12 protein-coding genes, 2 tRNA genes and 2 pseudogenes are annotated in these 19,776 nt (G+C 41.0%); 3 read left to right on the forward strand and 13 right to left on the reverse strand.

Annotated features, from left to right (window positions below):
* Positions 1-957 precede the first annotated feature (957 nt).
* From AB9N12_RS08780 to pckA, 4 genes and pseudogenes are all read right to left on the reverse strand, one after another.
* Positions 958-1,239: pseudogene (locus AB9N12_RS08780) on the reverse strand (IS982 family transposase); the annotation flags it as partial.
* 286 nt (positions 1,240-1,525) lie between these two features.
* The gene (locus tag AB9N12_RS08785; protein WP_369891475.1) at positions 1,526-4,012 is read right to left on the reverse strand and encodes a glycoside hydrolase N-terminal domain-containing protein; all 2,487 of its coding nucleotides are present in this window, start codon (positions 4,010-4,012) and stop codon (positions 1,526-1,528) included.
* Between the two features lie 313 nt (positions 4,013-4,325).
* Positions 4,326-4,876, reverse strand: a pseudogene (locus AB9N12_RS08790) (hypothetical protein).
* A 151-nt stretch (positions 4,877-5,027) separates the two neighbouring features.
* Positions 5,028-6,635, reverse strand: a complete 1,608-nt coding sequence (gene pckA / locus AB9N12_RS08795) for a phosphoenolpyruvate carboxykinase (ATP) (protein ID WP_369891477.1) — start codon at positions 6,633-6,635, stop codon at positions 5,028-5,030.
* A gap of 279 nt (positions 6,636-6,914) precedes the next feature.
* On the opposite strand from pckA, the gene upp reads away from it, so the two are divergent.
* The gene (gene upp, locus AB9N12_RS08800) at positions 6,915-7,568 is read left to right on the forward strand and encodes a uracil phosphoribosyltransferase (protein WP_369891479.1); all 654 of its coding nucleotides are present in this window, start codon (positions 6,915-6,917) and stop codon (positions 7,566-7,568) included.
* Between the two features lie 131 nt (positions 7,569-7,699).
* Here upp and AB9N12_RS08805 read toward each other — a convergent pair whose 3' ends face one another.
* From AB9N12_RS08805 to AB9N12_RS08820, 4 genes are all read right to left on the reverse strand, one after another.
* Positions 7,700-10,222 carry a YfhO family protein gene (locus tag AB9N12_RS08805; protein ID WP_369891481.1) on the reverse strand — a complete coding sequence of 841 codons (2,523 nt, stop codon included), beginning with the start codon at positions 10,220-10,222 and terminating at the stop codon, positions 7,700-7,702.
* Between the two features lie 150 nt (positions 10,223-10,372).
* The gene (ahcY, locus tag AB9N12_RS08810; protein WP_369891483.1) at positions 10,373-11,791 is read right to left on the reverse strand and encodes an adenosylhomocysteinase; all 1,419 of its coding nucleotides are present in this window, start codon (positions 11,789-11,791) and stop codon (positions 10,373-10,375) included.
* 131 nt (positions 11,792-11,922) lie between these two features.
* Complete coding sequence (locus AB9N12_RS08815; protein ID WP_369891485.1) at positions 11,923-13,611, reverse strand: S41 family peptidase; 1,689 nt, start codon at positions 13,609-13,611, stop codon at positions 11,923-11,925.
* Between the two features lie 46 nt (positions 13,612-13,657).
* Positions 13,658-14,647: an adenosine kinase gene (locus AB9N12_RS08820; RefSeq protein ID WP_369891486.1), complete on the reverse strand. Its 990-nt coding sequence runs from the start codon at positions 14,645-14,647 to the stop codon at positions 13,658-13,660.
* Between the two features lie 77 nt (positions 14,648-14,724).
* On the opposite strand from AB9N12_RS08820, the gene AB9N12_RS08825 reads away from it, so the two are divergent.
* Positions 14,725-14,798, forward strand: a tRNA-Asn gene (locus AB9N12_RS08825).
* Between the two features lie 28 nt (positions 14,799-14,826).
* Positions 14,827-14,900: transfer RNA gene (locus AB9N12_RS08830), tRNA-Asn, on the forward strand.
* 118 nt (positions 14,901-15,018) lie between these two features.
* Here AB9N12_RS08830 and AB9N12_RS08835 read toward each other — a convergent pair.
* The 5 genes from AB9N12_RS08835 to AB9N12_RS08855 form a co-directional block, all read right to left on the reverse strand.
* Positions 15,019-16,002 carry a transposase gene (locus AB9N12_RS08835; protein WP_369891488.1) on the reverse strand — a complete coding sequence of 328 codons (984 nt, stop codon included), beginning with the start codon at positions 16,000-16,002 and terminating at the stop codon, positions 15,019-15,021.
* Positions 15,968-16,354 carry a hypothetical protein gene (locus tag AB9N12_RS08840; RefSeq protein WP_369888972.1) on the reverse strand — a complete coding sequence of 129 codons (387 nt, stop codon included), beginning with the start codon at positions 16,352-16,354 and terminating at the stop codon, positions 15,968-15,970. Before AB9N12_RS08840 ends, AB9N12_RS08835 begins: the two co-directional genes overlap by 35 nt.
* A gap of 53 nt (positions 16,355-16,407) precedes the next feature.
* Positions 16,408-17,475 carry a recombinase family protein gene (locus AB9N12_RS08845; protein WP_369891490.1) on the reverse strand — a complete coding sequence of 356 codons (1,068 nt, stop codon included), beginning with the start codon at positions 17,473-17,475 and terminating at the stop codon, positions 16,408-16,410.
* 143 nt (positions 17,476-17,618) lie between these two features.
* Complete coding sequence (locus AB9N12_RS08850; RefSeq protein ID WP_369891492.1) at positions 17,619-18,977, reverse strand: hypothetical protein; 1,359 nt, start codon at positions 18,975-18,977, stop codon at positions 17,619-17,621.
* A gap of 214 nt (positions 18,978-19,191) precedes the next feature.
* Complete coding sequence (locus tag AB9N12_RS08855; RefSeq protein ID WP_369891494.1) at positions 19,192-19,689, reverse strand: hypothetical protein; 498 nt, start codon at positions 19,687-19,689, stop codon at positions 19,192-19,194.
* Positions 19,690-19,776: the final 87 nt, after the last annotated feature.

A 19,776-nucleotide genomic window follows, 5' to 3' on the forward strand; every position in this document is an offset into this window, starting at 1 on the left:
TCTCTACTTCATAAGCATAATTATTGGAGGTTAATGTATGTATGTCATTCTTTTCTTACTTCTTTCTGAACCATGCTGATTTGTTTTGTTAATTTGTTTATTAAAAAGTAATTAAGTCCTAACAGTACTTGGCAAGATGTTGAATGACTCCTTGAAAAAAAACATATTTCTGTTGCTTTATGCAAAAAAAATACATACTTTTGTCCCATCATAGTATTACATAATGAAATAAACGGCAAATATTCATAGAAATATGAAACAGTTCATGGGTGATATGCCATAGGTTTCTTTCTTTAATAAAAGACTATGAAAATAGTTACTAAGTTCTGTTAGAACTTATCCCATTTTTATTCCATTCATAATGCATGGTGAGCATTATTTAATATTAATAATGAGAACCTCTTTCCCGAGAAAAATTTTCTCTCTTTTTGTTTTGAGACTTTACATTAAGATTTTGTCTTTTCATTCCGGCTTTCTATCCGGTTCTGTCTAATAGTATTTAACGTAAGTTTGATATAAAATCAGGAAATGAAAAGTTACCCGTCATTGATAAAATTCATATCAATGGCGGGTTGCATCACACATTGCCACATACGCATAAGTAAATCGGTTCTCCGGATTTATTCAATCCGGTTTCCTTTGATTGCCTAATCGGATTCACCGCTTTGCCTATTCCGACTTCGTATGACTATAGTTTCCCTTGCGCATGACTATAGTCTCCCTTGCGTATAACTATAGTCATACGCAAAGTATACTATAGTTATACGAAATAAAATTGCCTAACGGACAGCATCCTGGCAGGCTATTGTCCCAATTAGAGATGCATGTGGAAATCATCTTCTATAGAACTGTCTCAACGGGCCCTCATCATGCAATTCTCAATCAGAGAGGCTCCATTGCCATGGCTCATAATTATAGAAAGTCTTGTGAATGAGTATGCGTTGGTTACGCCATACCCTTCTCCAACTCCACGAAACGGTTGTAGGAGACAAGTTTAGGGGACAGGTGGGGCAGATGTTTACTCACATACTCCTTGTAATAATGATTGAAGCATCTGAAACCGCCGGAATGAAACAAGATAAGAATAACCATGATTTCCGTATCACTCAACCGGTTAGCCTTATTACGATGCTTATGATTCTTCTCCGCAACCATATATTTTGCCTGTTGCAATGCAAATTCTTTGCAGAAATCATCTGCCATACAATAAACATCTGTGACTTTATCCTCTGAGAACATAGTGGTAATCGTTTAAATGTTATTTTGGGGACACTATAAATTGAATACTTTTATTGCTATGTTCTTATTATTCAATTTTAATCTGTTATATCGAACTCACGTTATTTATATTTAGGAATGTTGGAGTCAAGAAATACCAACATGTTAAATTGGATACTTTTTGAATTTTACAATAAAGATAGTAGAAAATTAGTAGTAAGATCCGGATGACGGTAAGATTAGGTTTGGCTATCTCTATATGATGAATATACTTCTCCGGATAGAGCGAACTCCGTGTAATAAAGCATTATTTGATGATCAGTCGGTCTGCATCTAAAGCCAATTTATAAACTTTTCCTTTACTTGTTTTGAAAGAGAGAGTTTTATCTCCGTATCTCACCATACAAGGTTCACCTGCTTTCGAGAAGATGGTTGCTTCTGCAAGCTGTCCGTTTTTCCATGACAAGTCCACCTCAAAGTTTCCTTTGGCGCAGAGACCACTGACAGAACCATCTTTCCATGCATCCGGCAAAGCCGGTAATAATTGAATACCCCCCATGTGACTTTGGAGGAGCATTTCGGTGATTCCTGCTGTTCCACCTAAGTTTCCGTCAATCTGGAAAGGCGGATGTGTATCCCACAAATTATCCATGGTTCCGTTCTTCAATAAATTGCCGAATAAAGTATAAGCGTGATTACCATCCTGCAAACGTGCCCACAGATTCAACTTCCAACCCATACTCCAACCGGTAGCCCCATCACCACGATGCACCAATACTACTTTAGCAGCTTTCGCCAGTTCGGGAGTAGTGACCGGAGAAACAGTATGTCCCGGATGCAGGCCAAACAAATGATTCACATGACGATGTTCATCTTTCGGATCATCCATATCCACCGACCATTCCATCAACTGTCCATAACGACCTATTTGATAGGGAACGAGATTAGCAAGCACATGCTCCCATTGCTTACGTGCTTTCCTATCTACACCCAATACTTTGCTTGCTTCAATCGCACCCATCAGAATTTCACGCACTACAGCATGCACAAAAGTAGCTCCCTGATCAATAGGGCCATGTTCGGGCGAAGTGGACGGAGCCGCCGTATAAGTTCCATCCGGTTTATGCCACAGGTAATCAACTGCAAAATCAGCACTACTCTTAATCAGTTCATAACCAGTTTCTTTCAGAAAATTCAAATCTCTTGTATAGTCGTAATACTCCCATATATGAGTAGCCAGCCAAGGACCTGCCATCGGATTGAAATTCCAAGACATATCCTGACTTTCCAACGGAGTGGTAAAACCGAAAATATTGCCGGAAATAGATGCCGTCCATCCTCTTGCCCCGAAATAAGCTTGCGCAGTCCTCTCGCCCGGCTTCACGAGCGTACGGATAAAGTCAATCAACGGAAGCACACACTCATTCAAGTTGGTAGAACAAGCCGGCCAATAATTCATCTGGATATTGATATTATTATGATAATCTACACGCCACGGCCCGTCAACATTATTGTGCCAGATTCCCTGCAGATTAGCAGGCATATTGCCCGGACGGGAACTGGCAATCAGAAGATAACGCCCAAATTGATAATACAACTCTTCCAAATAATAATCCGGCTGTCCTTTCCGATAATTTTTCAACCGTTGAGAAGTAGGCAGGTTCGCTCCTTTCACCGCTGGATTCAGCTTCAAATGGACCCGGTTGAACAGAGTAGCATAATCATTATAGTGCTGATTGAATAAAGCAGTATATCCCTGTACCATTGCATTACTTATCCACTGCCTGGTGGTTTCTTCGGGGTTGACACCTATATAAGTTTTCGGATCTTTGAAATCCGGATCAAAGTTAATCTTATAATCAGTATCCGCTGTGATATAAAATACAACCTCGTCCGCATCCTTCACCGTTAACCTTCCATCTGTATTAGAAAGTATTCCTCCTTTTGTTTCTGCCTGGATACGAACAACATATTTCATTCCATTGTTATCCAAAGAAGCTGTGTAAACCAGTCCTTTATTCCCATCAGAAACCATACTACCGGTAGACAGGGGGTTAGGCGCATAGCTGAAAACCAAATTTTGTTTTCCTGATTGATTCGCGCTGAAACGTATCACCATTACATTGGCAGGATAAGAGATAAAAAAGTTACGTTGGTAAGTCACACGATCCTTTTTGAATTGCACGACTGCCATAGCGGAATCCAAAGAGAGAATACGCTTATAATCGCTCATCCCTATTAAATTCAGTCCGGTTTCCACATAAAATTCCCCCATTGTAGTAAAACTGCCGAAACGGAAAGGATTTTCTCCGTCAGCTTCATACGATACTTCACTATTGAAGTTCTGTCGAGTCAGCATTTCAGCCTTTTTCTGATCTCCTTCTGTAAATGCTTTGCGTATTTCACCTAAAAGATGAGCCGATTGTTTATTGACATTCCAGTAATAGTCCGCACCTTTCGCAGTGTTCGGACCACCGCGCCAAAGCGTTTTTTCATTGAAAGTGATACGTTCGGCCTCTACCGATCCCATAATATTTGCACCGAGGCTACCGTTACCAATAGGCAATGACTGTGACTCCCAACTAGTATCCGGATTATGTCCGCTTCCTGCTGTTATCAGTTTATTTTCACCTTGCCACAAATCCGGTCTTCCGCCATACCAAGCAGCATATCCCCGCAAAGTATTTGGTGTATCAAACCAAATAGAGAGTCCTTGAGTATAATCTGTTGCTCCCGCATAAAGCGTGGAAGTAAAGAATAAGGAACTGATAAGAAGGGAATAAAAATTCTTCATGGTCATCACGTCGTTATTTAAGATTATTAGTTTTATAGTCCGCACAAAAGTAATCAAAATATGTTTCTATTAAAAAATAAAGTACCGTCTTATATTTTCAAAAACATTCCATGTTTATACATCATTCGTTATATCAGAAATACAATCAAATAGTTGTCAAAGCTAAACTACACTGCATAGTAGTTTCCCATATACTGTTCAACCCATAACTGACAGATGCAATCAGATATCCGGTCGCTATAGTTTGCAAGGCAAGGTATCGGAATAGCATTAGTATAATTAGAAATCCTAATAAAGATACAACAAATTGAAGCTATATCAAACCCGACAGTATTTTTTTCACGACCCAATACCCGACTCTGGCTTCTGAAATCCCCGACAGCAACCGATGAGGACAGACAAACGAATCATCAATAATTTCTGCTTCCATATAATAAAAGCAACAGGAAGAATCCTTTTCAAAGGCTTTCGCATATTCCAGAATATGTGTCGATATCAAAAAATGACAATGAGAGAAGCCTTTCAATAATTCATTGACAGCAACGGAAGCCTCGAACGCATCTTTAGCATTCGTCTCGCGAAACATCTCATCCAATACCACCAAACAGTGTTTTCCGGTTAAAGCTGTTTGCAGCTCTTCTTCATTCAAAAGAAGTTCGGGCAAAGCATCCCATGCAATAGCCTCCTGTCTTTTATGGATTGTCTCCAAATCACTTAGTGGATAATAATCCAGTTCAACATCAGGGCTCTTCCTTCTTTTGTCTCCGTTTGGGAAAACAAAGAGAAAAGAAATTGCTCATTACTAGCAGTCTCTGTAATGCTTAGATCCGCATAGGTCTGTTTGTCAGTAGCTAGATATACCATAACTGCCTTTAAAGGTTAGTACTCCTGTTTTGGCAAATATAGGGAAAAGTTTTAAACAGGCAGCATTTATTCCCATAAAAAGGCATAGGCATAAACAAAAAAAGGCGATTCGAAAATCGAACCGCCTTCCATATTATATCTGATTCTCCAATTAGAGTTTCGGACCAGCAGCAACCAAAGCTTTACCAGCTTCATTACCAGTAAATTTAGCGAAGTTCTTGATGAAACGTCCAGCCAAATCTTTTGCTTTTTCTTCCCATTTGCAAGCACATTCATAAGTGTCGCGCGGATCAAGGATCTTCGGATCAACACCCGGAAGTTCTGTAGGAACAACAAAATCGAAGAAAGGAATTACCTTAGTAGGAGCTTTGTCAATCGAACCATCAAGGATAGCATCGATGATGCCACGAGTATCTTTGATAGAGATACGTTTACCTGAACCATTCCATCCAGTATTAACCAAGTATGCTTTAGCACCAGTCATCTCCATCTTCTTAACCAATTCTTCTGCATATTTAGTCGGGTGCAATGACAAGAAAGCAGCACCAAAGCAAGCAGAGAATGTCGGAGTCGGTTCAGTGATACCACGTTCTGTACCAGCTAATTTAGCTGTAAATCCTGACAAGAAGTAGTATTGAGCCTGTTCCGGATTCAGGATAGATACCGGAGGCAATACACCGAATGCATCAGCAGACAAGAAGATCACTTGTTTTGCGTGAGGACCTTTAGAAATCGGTTTAACGATGTTTTCGATATGATAAATAGGATAAGAAACACGAGTGTTTTCAGTCACACTCTTATCAGTGAAATCAATCTTACCGTTAGCATCAACAGTTACGTTTTCAAGTAAAGCGTCACGTTTGATAGCATTGTAGATATCCGGTTCACTTTCCTTATCCAGATTGATAACCTTAGCGTAACAACCACCTTCGTAGTTGAATACACCTTCATTATCCCATCCATGTTCGTCATCACCGATCAATTTACGTTTCGGGTCAGTAGACAAAGTAGTCTTACCTGTACCAGACAATCCGAAGAAGATAGCAGAGCTAGTTCCTTCCATATCAGTGTTAGCAGAGCAGTGCATAGAAGCAATACCACGAAGCGGGTTCATGTAGTTCATGATAGAGAACATACCTTTCTTCATTTCACCACCGTACCAAGTATTCAGGATTACTTGTTCTTTAGTCTTCAGGTTGAATACTGTAGCAGTTTCAGAGTTCAAGCCCAGTTCCTTGTAGTTGTCAACTTTTGCCTTAGAAGCGTTGAAACATACGAAATCAGGTTCTCCGTAGTTAGCAAGTTCCTCAGCAGTCGGGCGGATGAACATGTTAGTTACGAAGTGAGCCTGCCAAGCTACTTCCATGATGAAACGTACTTTCATACAAGTAGCTTTGTTAGCACCGCAGAAAGTATCAACAACGAACAAACGTTTGCCGGAAAGTTGTTTTACAGCTTTCGCTTTCAAGTCAGCCCAAGCTTCTTCAGTACATGGTTTGTTATCGTTTTTGTATTCTTCGGAAGTCCACCATACAGAATCAGCAGAAGCTTCATTCTTAACGAAGAATTTATCTTTAGGAGAACGACCGGTATAGATACCTGTCATCACGTTCACAGCGCCTAATTCAGTTACTTGACCTTTTTCAAAGCCTTCCAGACCCGGTTTCGTTTCTTCAGCGAACAAAACATCATAAGACGGATTGTGCAAAATCTCAGTCACACCTGTGATGCCGTACTTGCTTAAATCTAAATTTGCCATTTTCTTTGAATTAATTAAAATTGGTATTTTGTTTTCTATCTCTTTTTACCTTGACATGGGGAACTTTGGATACCCCTTGTAAATCCGGCAACAAAAGTAATACTTTCTTTGGAAAGGAAGAAGGTATTGAAGAAATTTTTCCTTAATTGAAACTCTTTTATAAATTCCTAACAATATCTGCAAACTGAATATTGCAATTTGAAAGATTATCGTTTACTTTGCAAATCGGTATGCTGACAATACTGTAAAAATGAGATTAAATTTTGATTAAAATATAATATGAAAGTAATTGATTTTGGCCAAACTAATTCGATTCTAAACCAGTACATATCGGAAATTAGAAATGTAGAAGTTCAGAACGACCGCCTGCGTTTCCGCCGTAACATTGAACGGATCGGAGAAATTATGGCTTATGAGATGAGTAAAGAGTTTAAATACTCGGTAAAGAATATCCAGACGCCACTGGGGATTGCTCCAGTAAGTACGCCGGACAACCATATAGTAATCAGTACTATTCTGCGTGCGGGCCTGCCTTTCCACCAAGGTTTCCTCAGTTATTTCGACGGGGCGGAAAATGCATTTGTTTCTGCTTATCGCAAATATAAGGACACGCTAAAATTCGATATACATATAGAATATATCGCTTCTCCCCGCATTGATGACAAGACACTGATTATCACTGATCCTATGTTGGCAACAGGAGGCAGTATGGAACTTAGCTATCAGGCAATGCTGACCAAAGGACACCCAGCCGAAATCCATGTTGCTTCTATCATTGCCAGTCAAAAAGCTATCGATCATATAAAGAAAGTGTTTCCTGAAGACAAGACAACGATCTGGTGTGCAGCCATCGATCCTGAACTCAACGAACATTCTTACATTGTTCCGGGACTGGGTGACGCAGGAGACCTTGCCTATGGTGAAAAAGAATAATCCACCGATGAAACAATTTGTTTCAAGGCGGAAAACAAGTAGGTTCACTACAGGAAACAAGCAGTTTCAAGGCTTGAGACAAAGTGTTTCCCGCCTTGAAACTGCCTCTTCATCCTGCAGCAAATTTAACATTAAGCTGCCGGAAACTTCTTCACTATCTTACTTCGTTGCGTCCATACAAAAAGCATAACCCCGATTAACAATAAAGCCAATGCTGCATAAGCAATACTTTCCGTAACGCGTATGCTTTGTGGATCAAACCACATCTCGATGGTATGTTCCCCTGACGGTACATTTATCGCACGCAAGATATAGTCTGCACGGGCAATATCTACCGGCTGACCGTCAATAGTTGCCTGCCATCCCGGATAATATATTTCGGAGAAAACAACAACTCCATCTTTAGAAGTGGAAGCTTTATAAACCAGACGGTTCGGTTCGTAACTGGTTAACTGGATGGTTGATAGGGAATCTTTATATCCTTCTATCACACCTTTTAACTGTTCTTTAAACTTCACATCCACTACGGCTGTTTCCGTTGGAAGAATATCATTCAAAGCATCAATTTCTTCATTTGCATTATTTACATACTGCACCTTATCAACAAACCACGCATTACCGTATGCATAAGGATTTACAACAGGAACAGCCTGTCCTTGCTCTCCGGCAGGGAAAATGAAGTATTTTGTATTCAGCATATTCAGTACACGGAATTTAGAAGCATCTACACTGTCCATCTGTCCACCGGCAGTAGCCACAGCCTGATAGGTTTCCTGCATTTCGGACACGATATGATGATCGATCATTTCCTGATAGCGACGGAGCTTCGCTGCATGATAACCACCGACACTCTTATGCCAGTATGCCGTATTATTTTCATTAAACGTATTACCGGGAAAGCCAATAAAGTTTAACACTCGATAATTTAAAGTAGTATCCTGAAGAATCATCTCATCCGCCTGTGTTTTAACAAACGCTTCTACCTGTTTAGATTTCGGCACAAACTGTTCGTCATTCAAATAGCGTTTATTGATATTCCACATATCTACAAGACACAAAAGCGCAATGCCGGCCAGCGTGAAGGAAGCTCTCAACTTTTGCTGCTGATACAAGAACAAAAGCAGGCATCCGATCAGTATAATCAAAAAACTACGCCAAGCATCCGAAGCAATAATAGCTTCACGCATTTCAGTCAAGTTTGCCACAAACGGAGTCAAATGTTCGGCAGGAAGTGCTTGTTTCAAAGCAGCCATCTCCTGTGTCGTAATAAAACTGGAGAAGAAAGTGGCCGGAGCAACAGCTAAAATCAACGCAACACCGCCAGTCAGTACCAAAGTGACAATCACCCCTCCGCGGTTCTCTTTCAACTTCAGAGTATCCGGCTTGCTCAATATCTCTTTCAAGGTAAAAACCGCCAACAAAGGAATGGTAAATTCAGCAATCACCAAGATAGAAGATACGGCACGGAATTTATTGTACATCGGGACGTAATCAATAAAGAAGTCCGTCAGCCCCATAAAATTCTTTCCCCATGAAAGCAGAATCGAGAAAATAGTAGCTCCCAGCAATGCCCATTTGAGAGGACCTTTCACAATGAAACACCCCAATATGAACAGGAACATCACAAATGCTCCGACATATACCGGACCGGCTGTCCACGGCTGCTCACCGAAATATTGCGGCAACTGTGCATAAATACCGCTATACATTGGGTTGGCCTTTGCCATGGCAACTTCACTCTGCGACATAGTAGACCCTGATCCTCCCCCCTTTACATTCGGAACCAGTAATGACAAAGTCTCACCGATACCATAACTCCAGTTGGTTATATAATCACGGTCCAATCCGCTACTTGTCTGATTGGCCGCAGCTCCCTCTTGCTTCAATTCGCTCTTGCCACGCATCGTCTCTTTGCTATATTCATAAGTATGATACAGATTGGAGATGTTGATGCAGACTCCTATCACGGCAGCTAGTGCCAAAACTCCGCTGGCCTTGAAGAAATGGGGCAGTTCTTTCTTTTTATAAGCATCTTCAAAGTACGCTCCCACGAAGAACAGGATCACAAACATGAAATAATAGCTCATCTGAATGTGATTCGACTGAATCTGAAGGGCGATAAACAGCGCTGTAATAATTCCGCCCAACAAGTATTTCTTCCGGTAAGCCAAAACGACACCCGCAATCGTAGGTGGAATATAAGCCAACGTCACAAATTTCCAAATATGCCCTGCCGGTATCAGAATAAAAAAATAGGAAGAAAATGCCCATATCACTCCACCCAATCCTGCCAGCCAGGCCGATATACCAAAGGCCCGCAAGAGGATATAAAATCCCAGCATCATGATAAAAGTCAGCACTACATAATCCGGGAGAAAGAAGCGATAAACCTTTTCCAGCACTTTCATAGACGTTGTCGAGTCGTAACTCGGAGACATCTGATAGGTAGGCATACCTCCAAAAATCGAATTCGTCCAACGAGTGCGTTCTCCGGTACGTTCAAGATACTCTTTCGACTCTTGTCCCGCACCAACTCCGGCAGCCGTGTCATGCTGAAACAAGATACGACCTTCGATATCAGCCGGAAAGAAATAAGCAAAAGAAAGAATGATAAAAACCAGAATGGCAATTAAGTCGGGAAGAAACTTTTTCATTTACGATTGGACGATTTACTATTTACAATTGAAGTTTGAATATAAAAATAGATACGATTAGACAACTTCCCATTTACATTGATAACGGAGAAATATCGATCACCCACTTTTATCAATCGTCAATGATAAATCGTCTAATCGTAAATCTTATTAGTATCTATAATGTTCTGCCTTATAAGGCCCATCCACTGACACACCGATATAAGCGGCCTGTTCGGGAGTTAGCTTAGTCAATTTCACACCGATCTTTTCAAGATGCAGGCGAGCCACCTCTTCGTCCAGATGCTTCGGCAGGCGATATACATTGATATCATATTTCTTGTTGAACAGCTCTATCTGTGCCAATGTCTGATTGGTAAATGAATTACTCATCACGAATGACGGGTGTCCTGTTGCACATCCCAGATTCACCAGACGACCGTCGGCAAGCAGAATGATACTGTGTCCATCTGGGAAATAATAACGGTCTACCTGTGGTTTGATGTTCACACATTTGATTTCCGGATAATGTTTCAAAGCATCTACCTGAATTTCATTATCGAAGTGACCGATGTTGCAAACGATAGCCTGATCTTTCATCTTCTCCATGTGGTCGATACGGATAATATCGATATTACCTGTCGTAGTCACAAAGATATTGCCTTCCGTACAAGCCTCATCCATCGTCACAACTTCAAAACCTTCCATGGCAGCCTGCAATGCACAGATAGGGTCCACTTCCGTCACAAGTACTCGTGCTCCGTAAGAACGCATGGAGTGAGAACAGCCTTTACCCACATCACCATAACCGCATACCACTACTACTTTTCCGGCAATCATCACATCCGTTGCACGCTTGATTCCATCGGCCAACGATTCGCGACAGCCATACAGGTTGTCAAACTTGGATTTCGTTACCGAGTCATTCACATTAAATGCCGGAAACAACAGTTTGCCTTCTTCCTGCATCTGATACAAACGGTGCACGCCTGTCGTAGTCTCTTCAGATACACCACACACCTCTTTCGCTACACGATGCCAGCGAGTGCTGTCTGCTGCCAACACTTTTTTCAAGATAGCATTCAGTTCTATTTCATCCTCGGCGTGTACTTCCTTATCCAATACAGCAGCATTATTTTCCGCATCATAGCCCACGTGGATCATCATTGTCGCGTCACCGCCGTCATCTACAATCACATTCGGTCCCTTACCACCGTCAAAGTTCAATGCCTGCAGTGTGCACCACCAATAATCGGCAAGCGTTTCGCCTTTCCATGCAAACACCGGTACACCTGCAGCAGCTATGGCGGCGGCGGCATGATCCTGCGTTGAATATATATTACAAGAGCACCAACGTACTTCAGCCCCTAAAGCCACTAACGTTTTAATCAACACTGCCGTTTGAATGGTCATGTGTAACGACCCCATAATACGGGCACCTTTTAACGGTTTGGATTCTCCATACTTTTCGCGAAGAGCCATCAGCCCGGGCATTTCTTTTTCTGCCAAATCGATTTCCTTGCGTCCGAAATCAGCAAGTGTAATATCTGCCACCTTATAAGGCAGAGTAGAGAATAATTCTGTAGACATATTATAAATCATTTATATATAATGAACACAAAGATAGAATATTCAGATTAGTAGAGCAAAAGCTATCCGTTTTTTTATACCCGGACACGCCACTTACATGACCGTTTACCTTTGAATATAGATATATTCACTTATTTTTTAACAACCGGAGCACTCAGCATTTCTTTATATTTCACCGGATCATTCAGAATTTTCATTGCTTCCTTCAAACCTTCATCATCCTTCAACTGCTGGATGATATTACCACGTTGGTAATAGTAACGCTTGATAATTTCAGTAGCAATCATCTTCTTTATATCAGATGAAAAATAATCCAAGTCGCGGTCAAGATCATGGTTTAACTTCTTCTCAAGTGCTTTGAACTCCTCTGAAGCATCATCCATATACCCTTCAAACTCGGCAGCTTCTTTCAACGTTTTCAGAATTTTCTCGCTTTGCTGGTCATACTTAAAGTCCGCTTTCTTCACCAACGCTTTAAAATCATTATAATCGGTATCTGTCACCTCAAACTTCTCCGGAGCGACGATGGTAGGATGCTTCAAACAATATTGCGTTGCATAATCAAAAATCAGATTATCACGTACCAGATAGAAGAGGATGTTCGGTAATTTCTCTTGTTTGATAAGAATATCCGGCATTATGCCACCTCCGTCGCGGACTTCACGTCCGGAAGCTGTATGAAATACCTTAGTTAAACTATCAGGAATAGTGCCTACACTTCCATCCTCATTGCGATGCTTGTAATCAATAGCCTGCACACAACGTCCACTCGGAATATAATATTTAGAAGTAGTCACTTTCATGGTTCCACCATAAGGTAAAGAACGTGGAACCTGCACCAACCCTTTGCCAAAAGTACGGTTACCAACGATAACGGCACGGTCGAGATCCTGCAAAGAACCAGATAAGATTTCAGAAGCAGAAGCCGTTCCGCTATTTACCAGTACTGCAATCGGAATATCCAAATCCAACGGTTCACGCAACGTTTTATAAGTGTTACTGGCCTGTTTGATTTTTCCTTTGGTCGTCACAATCACTTTTCCACGCGGCAGAAAATAATTCGCAATTTCTACTGCTTCATCCAGCAATCCGCCGCCATTACTACGAAGGTCTATCACCAACGAAGTAGCGCCCTGTTTCTTCAAATCCAGAAATGCTTTCTTAAACTCTTTGGAAGGGTTGCCGGAAAAAGTGCTAAGGCTGATGTAACCTACCTTATTATCCAATACGCCAGTATAAGGAATTGCCGGATTCTGAATAGACTCACGCACAATCGTGAATTCCATCGGTGTACGTCCGCCTTTCTCATTCGGCCGCTCAATCTTTAACTTAAAACTGGTACCTGCCTGTCCGCGTAACATCTGACTGACTTCCGCGTTATCCTTACCGGCAAGATCCTGTCCGTCAATCTCCATCAGGATATCTCCCGCTTTCAGACCGGCTTTTGCAGCAGGTGTTCCCTCGAAAGGTTCAGAAATCATCGAACGCTTTAGTTTCGTATTATAAGCAATGTAAGAACCTATACCACCGAATGATCCTTTAATCATCTGTTCCAACTCACTCTGATCTTCTTCCGGATAATATTCCGTATAAGGGTCCAAGGTGTAAAGCATATTATCGATTCCTTCCCGAATCGTTTTATTCGGATCGATGGTATCTACATAAAACAGATCCAGTTCTTTCACAATCGCATTAAATATATCCAGATTCTTTGCTATCTGAAAATGACGGTCGTCTCCGCTCTTGAAACTAAAGAAGACAACTGTAGCTATCACTGCTACTGCAACAATAATGCTCTTCCTGTTCAGCAATTTTTTCATACCTCTTTTTTATCTAAATGAGTCGTAAAAGTAGCTTAATCCTTTGTTATTCTGCCAGAATCCTGTTAATATTTAACTTAATTTCATTCCAGCGTTCTTGTGGAATCGTTGTTCCGATTACCTGAATAACATTTCCCGAGAGAATAGAACCTATTTTTGCACATTTATCTAACGAATATCCACAGGTCAATCCATATAAGAATCCGGAAGCAAAATAGTCACCCGCACCAGTAGTATCCAGCACTTTCTGAACCGGAATGGCCGAAACCTTTATTTCTTCTGTTCCCTTGCGGATATAAGAACCTCTTGCTCCGACTTTTACAATAGCAATACTGCATTTCTTAGCAATCACTTCCAAAGCTTCCTCCGGCCCCTTACCGGTAAAGGCTTTTGCTTCTTCTTCGTTCGCAAAGACAATGTCGACATATTTGTTTATTAGTAAAGAGAAGAACTCCAGATCATTGGCCACAATATTATAACTAGCCATATCAAGACAAATCTGCAAACCTGCTTCTTTAGCCAGTTCAATGGCATGAAGAATCATTTCATGATCCTGAACAAGGTACCCCTCTATAAATAGGTACGCGTAGTCTTTAAACATATCCAGCGTTAAATCTTCCGCTCTCAAAGAAGCAGCTGCTCCTAGATAAGTTCCGAAAGTACGCTCTCCATCCGGTGAAATAAAAGTAGATGCCACACCGGAAGGCAGTCGATCCGAAATCAATAATTTGTCTTCAATTTTATTATTCTGCAGATTTTCACGAAAAAAATCTCCGTAATGATCGTTTCCTACTTTTCCTATAAACCCAGTTGCGGCTCCCAAACAAGCCAGTCCAAGTATGGCATTTCCCGCCGACCCACCTGTTGCCAAATGGGTTTTCATCTGTGAGAATTTTGCGTTAATCTGCTGTAACTTAGCATCATCGATAAGTTGCATGCTTCCTTTGAGTAAACCCATTTCATTCAAGAGAGCATCATCCTTTAGGGTTGCAAGTACGTCTACCAAGGCGTTGCCTAATCCTATTATTCTGTCCATTACTAATATTTTTTTTGCAAAGATATTGCATATTTCAAAAAAAGCTAGTACTTTTGCATCGCAATTGAGAAAAACATTCTTCCTTAGCTCAGTCGGTTAGAGCATCTGACTGTTAATCAGAGGGTCCTTGGTTCAAGTCCAAGAGGAAGAGCAAAGTTGAAAATCTTGATTGCAAACATTCTTCCTTAGCTCAGTCGGTTAGAGCATCTGACTGTTAATCAGAGGGTCCTTGGTTCAAGTCCAAGAGGAAGAGCAGAAAAAGAGGTAAATCAGAAGGTTTATCTCTTTTTTATTTTTCTGATCCAATGTTCTTCAGATTATATCGGGTCACCGGTAAAGTCTTGTGGGGTCATCGATAAAATCCTGTGGTTTTATGCATAAATTTTAGTTAGTCTATACAAGAAAAAGGGTATGTCTATAACCCCTCTAAGTTGTGCTCTGAACAGTTTAACTTTCGCATTAAATGATTCTGCAGCAGCATTTGATGCCCTATTAATATAGAAGTTTAGTATCTGCTCACTTCTGTCATATAATGTAGCAGCTATTGTGTTAAACGAGTCAAATCCAGATTGTTCTACTTCTTGATACCACTTCGCTAAATTGGTTCTTGCTCCTGCCTTTATCGATCGTTTATTAAAAATCATTCTTAAAGAATGACTAAGTGAATATGCCCGTTTAATATCCGGATATTCTCTGAATAAGACTGTAGCTCTGAGCTTCTGTGCCTCAGTCCATTTTTCAGCAGATTTGAAAAGCAGATACCGGCTCCTTGCCAATAATTCCTTGCGTGTATCACCATTCTCAAAGGTAAAAGGGGTATATTTCTTTTTCAGACCTTTAGCTTCCTGCCTGACATCAGTCTCTTCTTGTATAGCTTCCCAACGGTGTCCGATTCTAATTTCCTGTACAGCATCACACGCCAGCTTTTGAATATGGAAGCGATCTATCACACGGATAGCCGAGGTGAAACATCTGCGAACGATCTTGCGCATACTTTCTGACAAATCAAGAGTGACCTCCCGCACCATCCGAAGTGCTTCTTCAGGGATTTGTTCTAGCACAGCTATGACATCGTCAGCCTTGGTACCCTTGACAATAGCCACGATAGCACCTTTACCACCGTGTGCCTCTCTGTTGATGATTATAGTATATAACTCACCATTAGAAAGGGAAGTTTCATCAATACTCAAGTACGGTCCCAGGTTCTCGGAAAACAGCAGCCAGTTTGCGGCATGGGACAGTTGATCCCACATGCGGTAGTCACTTAGATACTCTTTATATTGCCGCTCAAACTGATCACCGTCAATATGATAATAACGTTCAAGAGAGCGGGCCGTAATCGGGTATTTCTCCAAGCAATCCTTTTAAAAAAGACGCGAATTCTTTTGAATGTCGCGTTCCCTGAGCGGTAAGCTCAAAAGTGTTACAGATGATAGAACCAGTTTCCTTGTCGAGCCATTTACGACGCCGTACACATAAGCTTACCTTACGGTCACGGATAGGAAAATCACGAATATAAACCGGAGGAAGAAAACCTTTGGACTCTAAAGAGTGAACCCTAGAGGACAAGGGAGGAAGATTTTGCTCATCTAAATGAATGGTTAACATTTCAGCGGTGTTCTCTATTTTAACAATATCAAAACACTCCAACAGGTCAGCTGGGAGTATGAAGCGAGCAAGAACTAAAAGAGTATCGTAACTAGTCATAAGAGTTTTTTGAAGGCAAAGATAAGAATTGGAGAGAAGAAGACCACATGATTTTACCGGTGAACCATTATATCGGTTCTATATGATTTTCCGTCAAATTCGATTTTCCCATCAAAGATAGAACCAATTAGCTTCATCTTTACCTCTATGGGTGCATCTTTAATGTACTTATCTAAGTTGTTTATCAGGGAGATAGCATAGTCAAGTTTGGGTTCTATGTTGCCACGGTTCCCTGTCTCAAGCAATGATATACGAGTTTCAAGTTCCAGAGCTTCCTTTTCGTATCGTTCAAGAATTCTTGCATATCGGTCAGCGTGAGATGTGTCTGTTATCAGCATATCTTCGGCATTTACTATCTGCTTGCGTTTATCAACTAATTGCTTCTGCAAAGCTGATATTTTAGACTTGATTTCTTGTTTTGCACCACCTTGCACATCAAGCAATACGGCCTCATAGAGACGTAGCACGGCCTCATTAGGCTTCAAACAGCCCACATATCGGGCAAAAGTTTCATTGGCTTCCTCCGCTCTAACTCTGATATGCTTCGCATCTTCGCAACAGTTATAATAAGTGTAATAGCTGCCATTTCTCCTTGACCTTGAACCAGTGAAAGCATGTCCGCATTTGGGGCAGACAATGTATTTTCGCAGAAATAGGTCGGGATTGATAGCCTTCTCCAATTTAGGTTTGGATTTCTTTTTACCATCAAGAACATCTTGCACCTTGTAAAACACTTCCTCAGATACCAATGCCTCATGCTGACCTTGTACCAATTCTTCGGGTTCGTCTTTATACGCTGGCACTCGGATTTTACCCATATAAAATAGATTGCGAAGCATATCTAAAAATGTGCTTTCGGGTATATGAGGACAGTATTTCTTCCGTGCGTAGTTGGCACTGATTACACCTTTGGATAGTTCAATAAATGCTGTACGTATCGGTTTTGCAGCTTCTTCATTGACTACAATGTAGCAACGATGTTTCGATTCACGAATATTCTTATATCCCCTCGGTGCTTTGTTTGACCATCTTCCACTCTTTAATGTACCTCTGATACCGTTTTTGGTCGCCTTTGAACGTGCAATGTTATCACTTTGTGCAATACCTATGTACGCACCCAAAAGGACAGACCATGAGGAGGATTCAAAATTTAATTCTTCCTCAATCGCGTTAGGCTCTACCCCCAAGTATAATAGCTCTTTTACTGCATCAGTGGCATCTGGAACCCAGAAAGGGATGGATTATTTTTGTATAATTTTATAAATCACCACCATATCTGTTCGTTATTCATATAAGTAAAAATGCGTTCTTCAACTCCTTTTATCCGGTTATGCAGCCATAAAAGGCTATTGTCTGGAACACTGTCATATTGCAGACGTAAGCAGTCCGCTTTTTTGCGTCCCAAAGAAACCCACCGGTTTTCCCAATAAAACAGTTCGTACTCTTCTCCTGGGATAACATCATTCCCGTCTGTCCGCGGAGAATATATGATTCGGTCAATTTCAACCTTTTTCCCGAAATCTATTCCTACATAAGCGTTACGGACTTCACCGGCATAGAAAGTGTCAATATTCCCGTCGCATATTTTTGCGAGTTCTTCCGGAGACTTGTTTTTATCTGAGGCAAAAGGTGTTCCGGACAGTTTTCCTTCGGGCGAATAGCATTGCAGTTCACTGATGTTTACCCAAGATTGGTCAGGTGCCTTATATCGGATATAACGGCAGGTAGTAGGAGCGTGTAAGTTGACTTCTGCCATGGCGTGCTTGGGAGGTTCTTTGATTGTATAGATCCTTTTTGGAGTCGGGAAGTCAGCCTGGTTCGATATTTCAAAACAGCCGCCTGTCATTCTTGCGGCATAAACTGAGATATGCCCGTATTTAGGGTATTTGCGATATAAAGAAATGCTCCGGAGGGCGGAATGATCGGGAGCCAACACATGTACATCTCCATTCTCTTTTAGAATAAAAGGTGTCGCGAAAGGAGCCATCACGCCGTTTCGCACGGATGCCGGAAGATAAACGATGCCCTTACCTTCATTTTGATATCCGGCGATCTTGTTGTCGCCGAACGGGATTCCCCGCGCTACGTTTCCGAAAGTTATTGTCTTTTTATTCTCAGTTGCGGAAACGGCTACAGGTGTCCAATCTTTATTATTAAATATACATAAGAACAGTACGTCACCTTTCATGTTGGGATCCGAACCGGATAAGGTAATATTTGATACAGGCATCGGGTATTCTCCCGTGACGTCTTTCCAAAGGGGATCTAAGTAACCAATGTCGCCCTTATTGCTTGAATATTTGGTTCTGTAGATTTTAGGAATCTTATACGAGATGCTGTTGTGTCCCTCTCCGTTAAATCCGACATCCACAAACTTCCCGTCTTTGTTCATCACCACGTTCCACGCATGTCCGCTGCTCCTGTTTGCCCATGCGGGTACCACATCGATGGTAGAAGGAATGCCAATGGCTCTGAGTGACAAGGTCAGATATGCGGTCAAGTGGTCACAACTTCCCCAATGTAACTGATCTAACTCACTGAAAGTCGGGAAAAAAGGGTATTTACTCATTCCGGCGTTATAGTAAATGCCGGATACCTGCACAATTGCTTTTGTCAATTCCAAAGGGGCGCTGATTGAATCCAACAGGTAAGAGAATTTTTGATAAGCCTGTCCCCTCCAATCACTCAGTGATTCGTTTCCAATACGATAGGGTAAAATATATTCGCAGAAATCATCGAAAGAGCACTCCGTAAATTTTTTGAGGGTGTGTCAAAATTCCCTTTTTGAAGAAATGCCCCCTGCTATAGCTATCTGTGGCAGGGGTAAATCTTTATATTCAGGCATTATGACACACCCTCGTAAATTTTTTAGTGCGATGCCAGACTTTGATCGCTTCTTCTACATTGTTGATCAGGAAGTTGCCAGTTATAACTTCGATGTCTCTTACTATTTTGGGGCGCGGAGGGTCAATACATGTTTTATATACGGAATCCAATGCCATCCCTAACCGAGACTTGCTGGGATCCCACGCTTCTTTTTCTTTAATGTGATTATTTAAGATAATGGAATGAAAAGGATCTTGTTCATTGGCTGGAATGAGGCTGTACTTATCTGCCATATTCCCAACCAAAAAGAATATGGATCTGATCTTCAAAGAGTCTTTCTGAGAAATGAAATAGTCTAATGCCTTTTCTAATTCAGGCCTATTACCTTTTGCTTGCTTCAATACATTGTCTATTTGGGATGAATATTTTTCATACTTTGGATTTTGACAACAAGTCATAACCAAAAGTAGAATTGATTCAACTATACAAAAGAAAATTTTGTTATTCATTTACTTCTTAGTTTTAATTACAATATTTAAATGTTTCATTCACATTTAAAGGGAAGCACGCAATTTTATCACAAAAAGAACGCCTAC

The organism is Bacteroides sp. AN502(2024) (assembly GCF_041227145.1).
GTDB lineage: Bacteria > Bacteroidota > Bacteroidia > Bacteroidales > Bacteroidaceae > Bacteroides.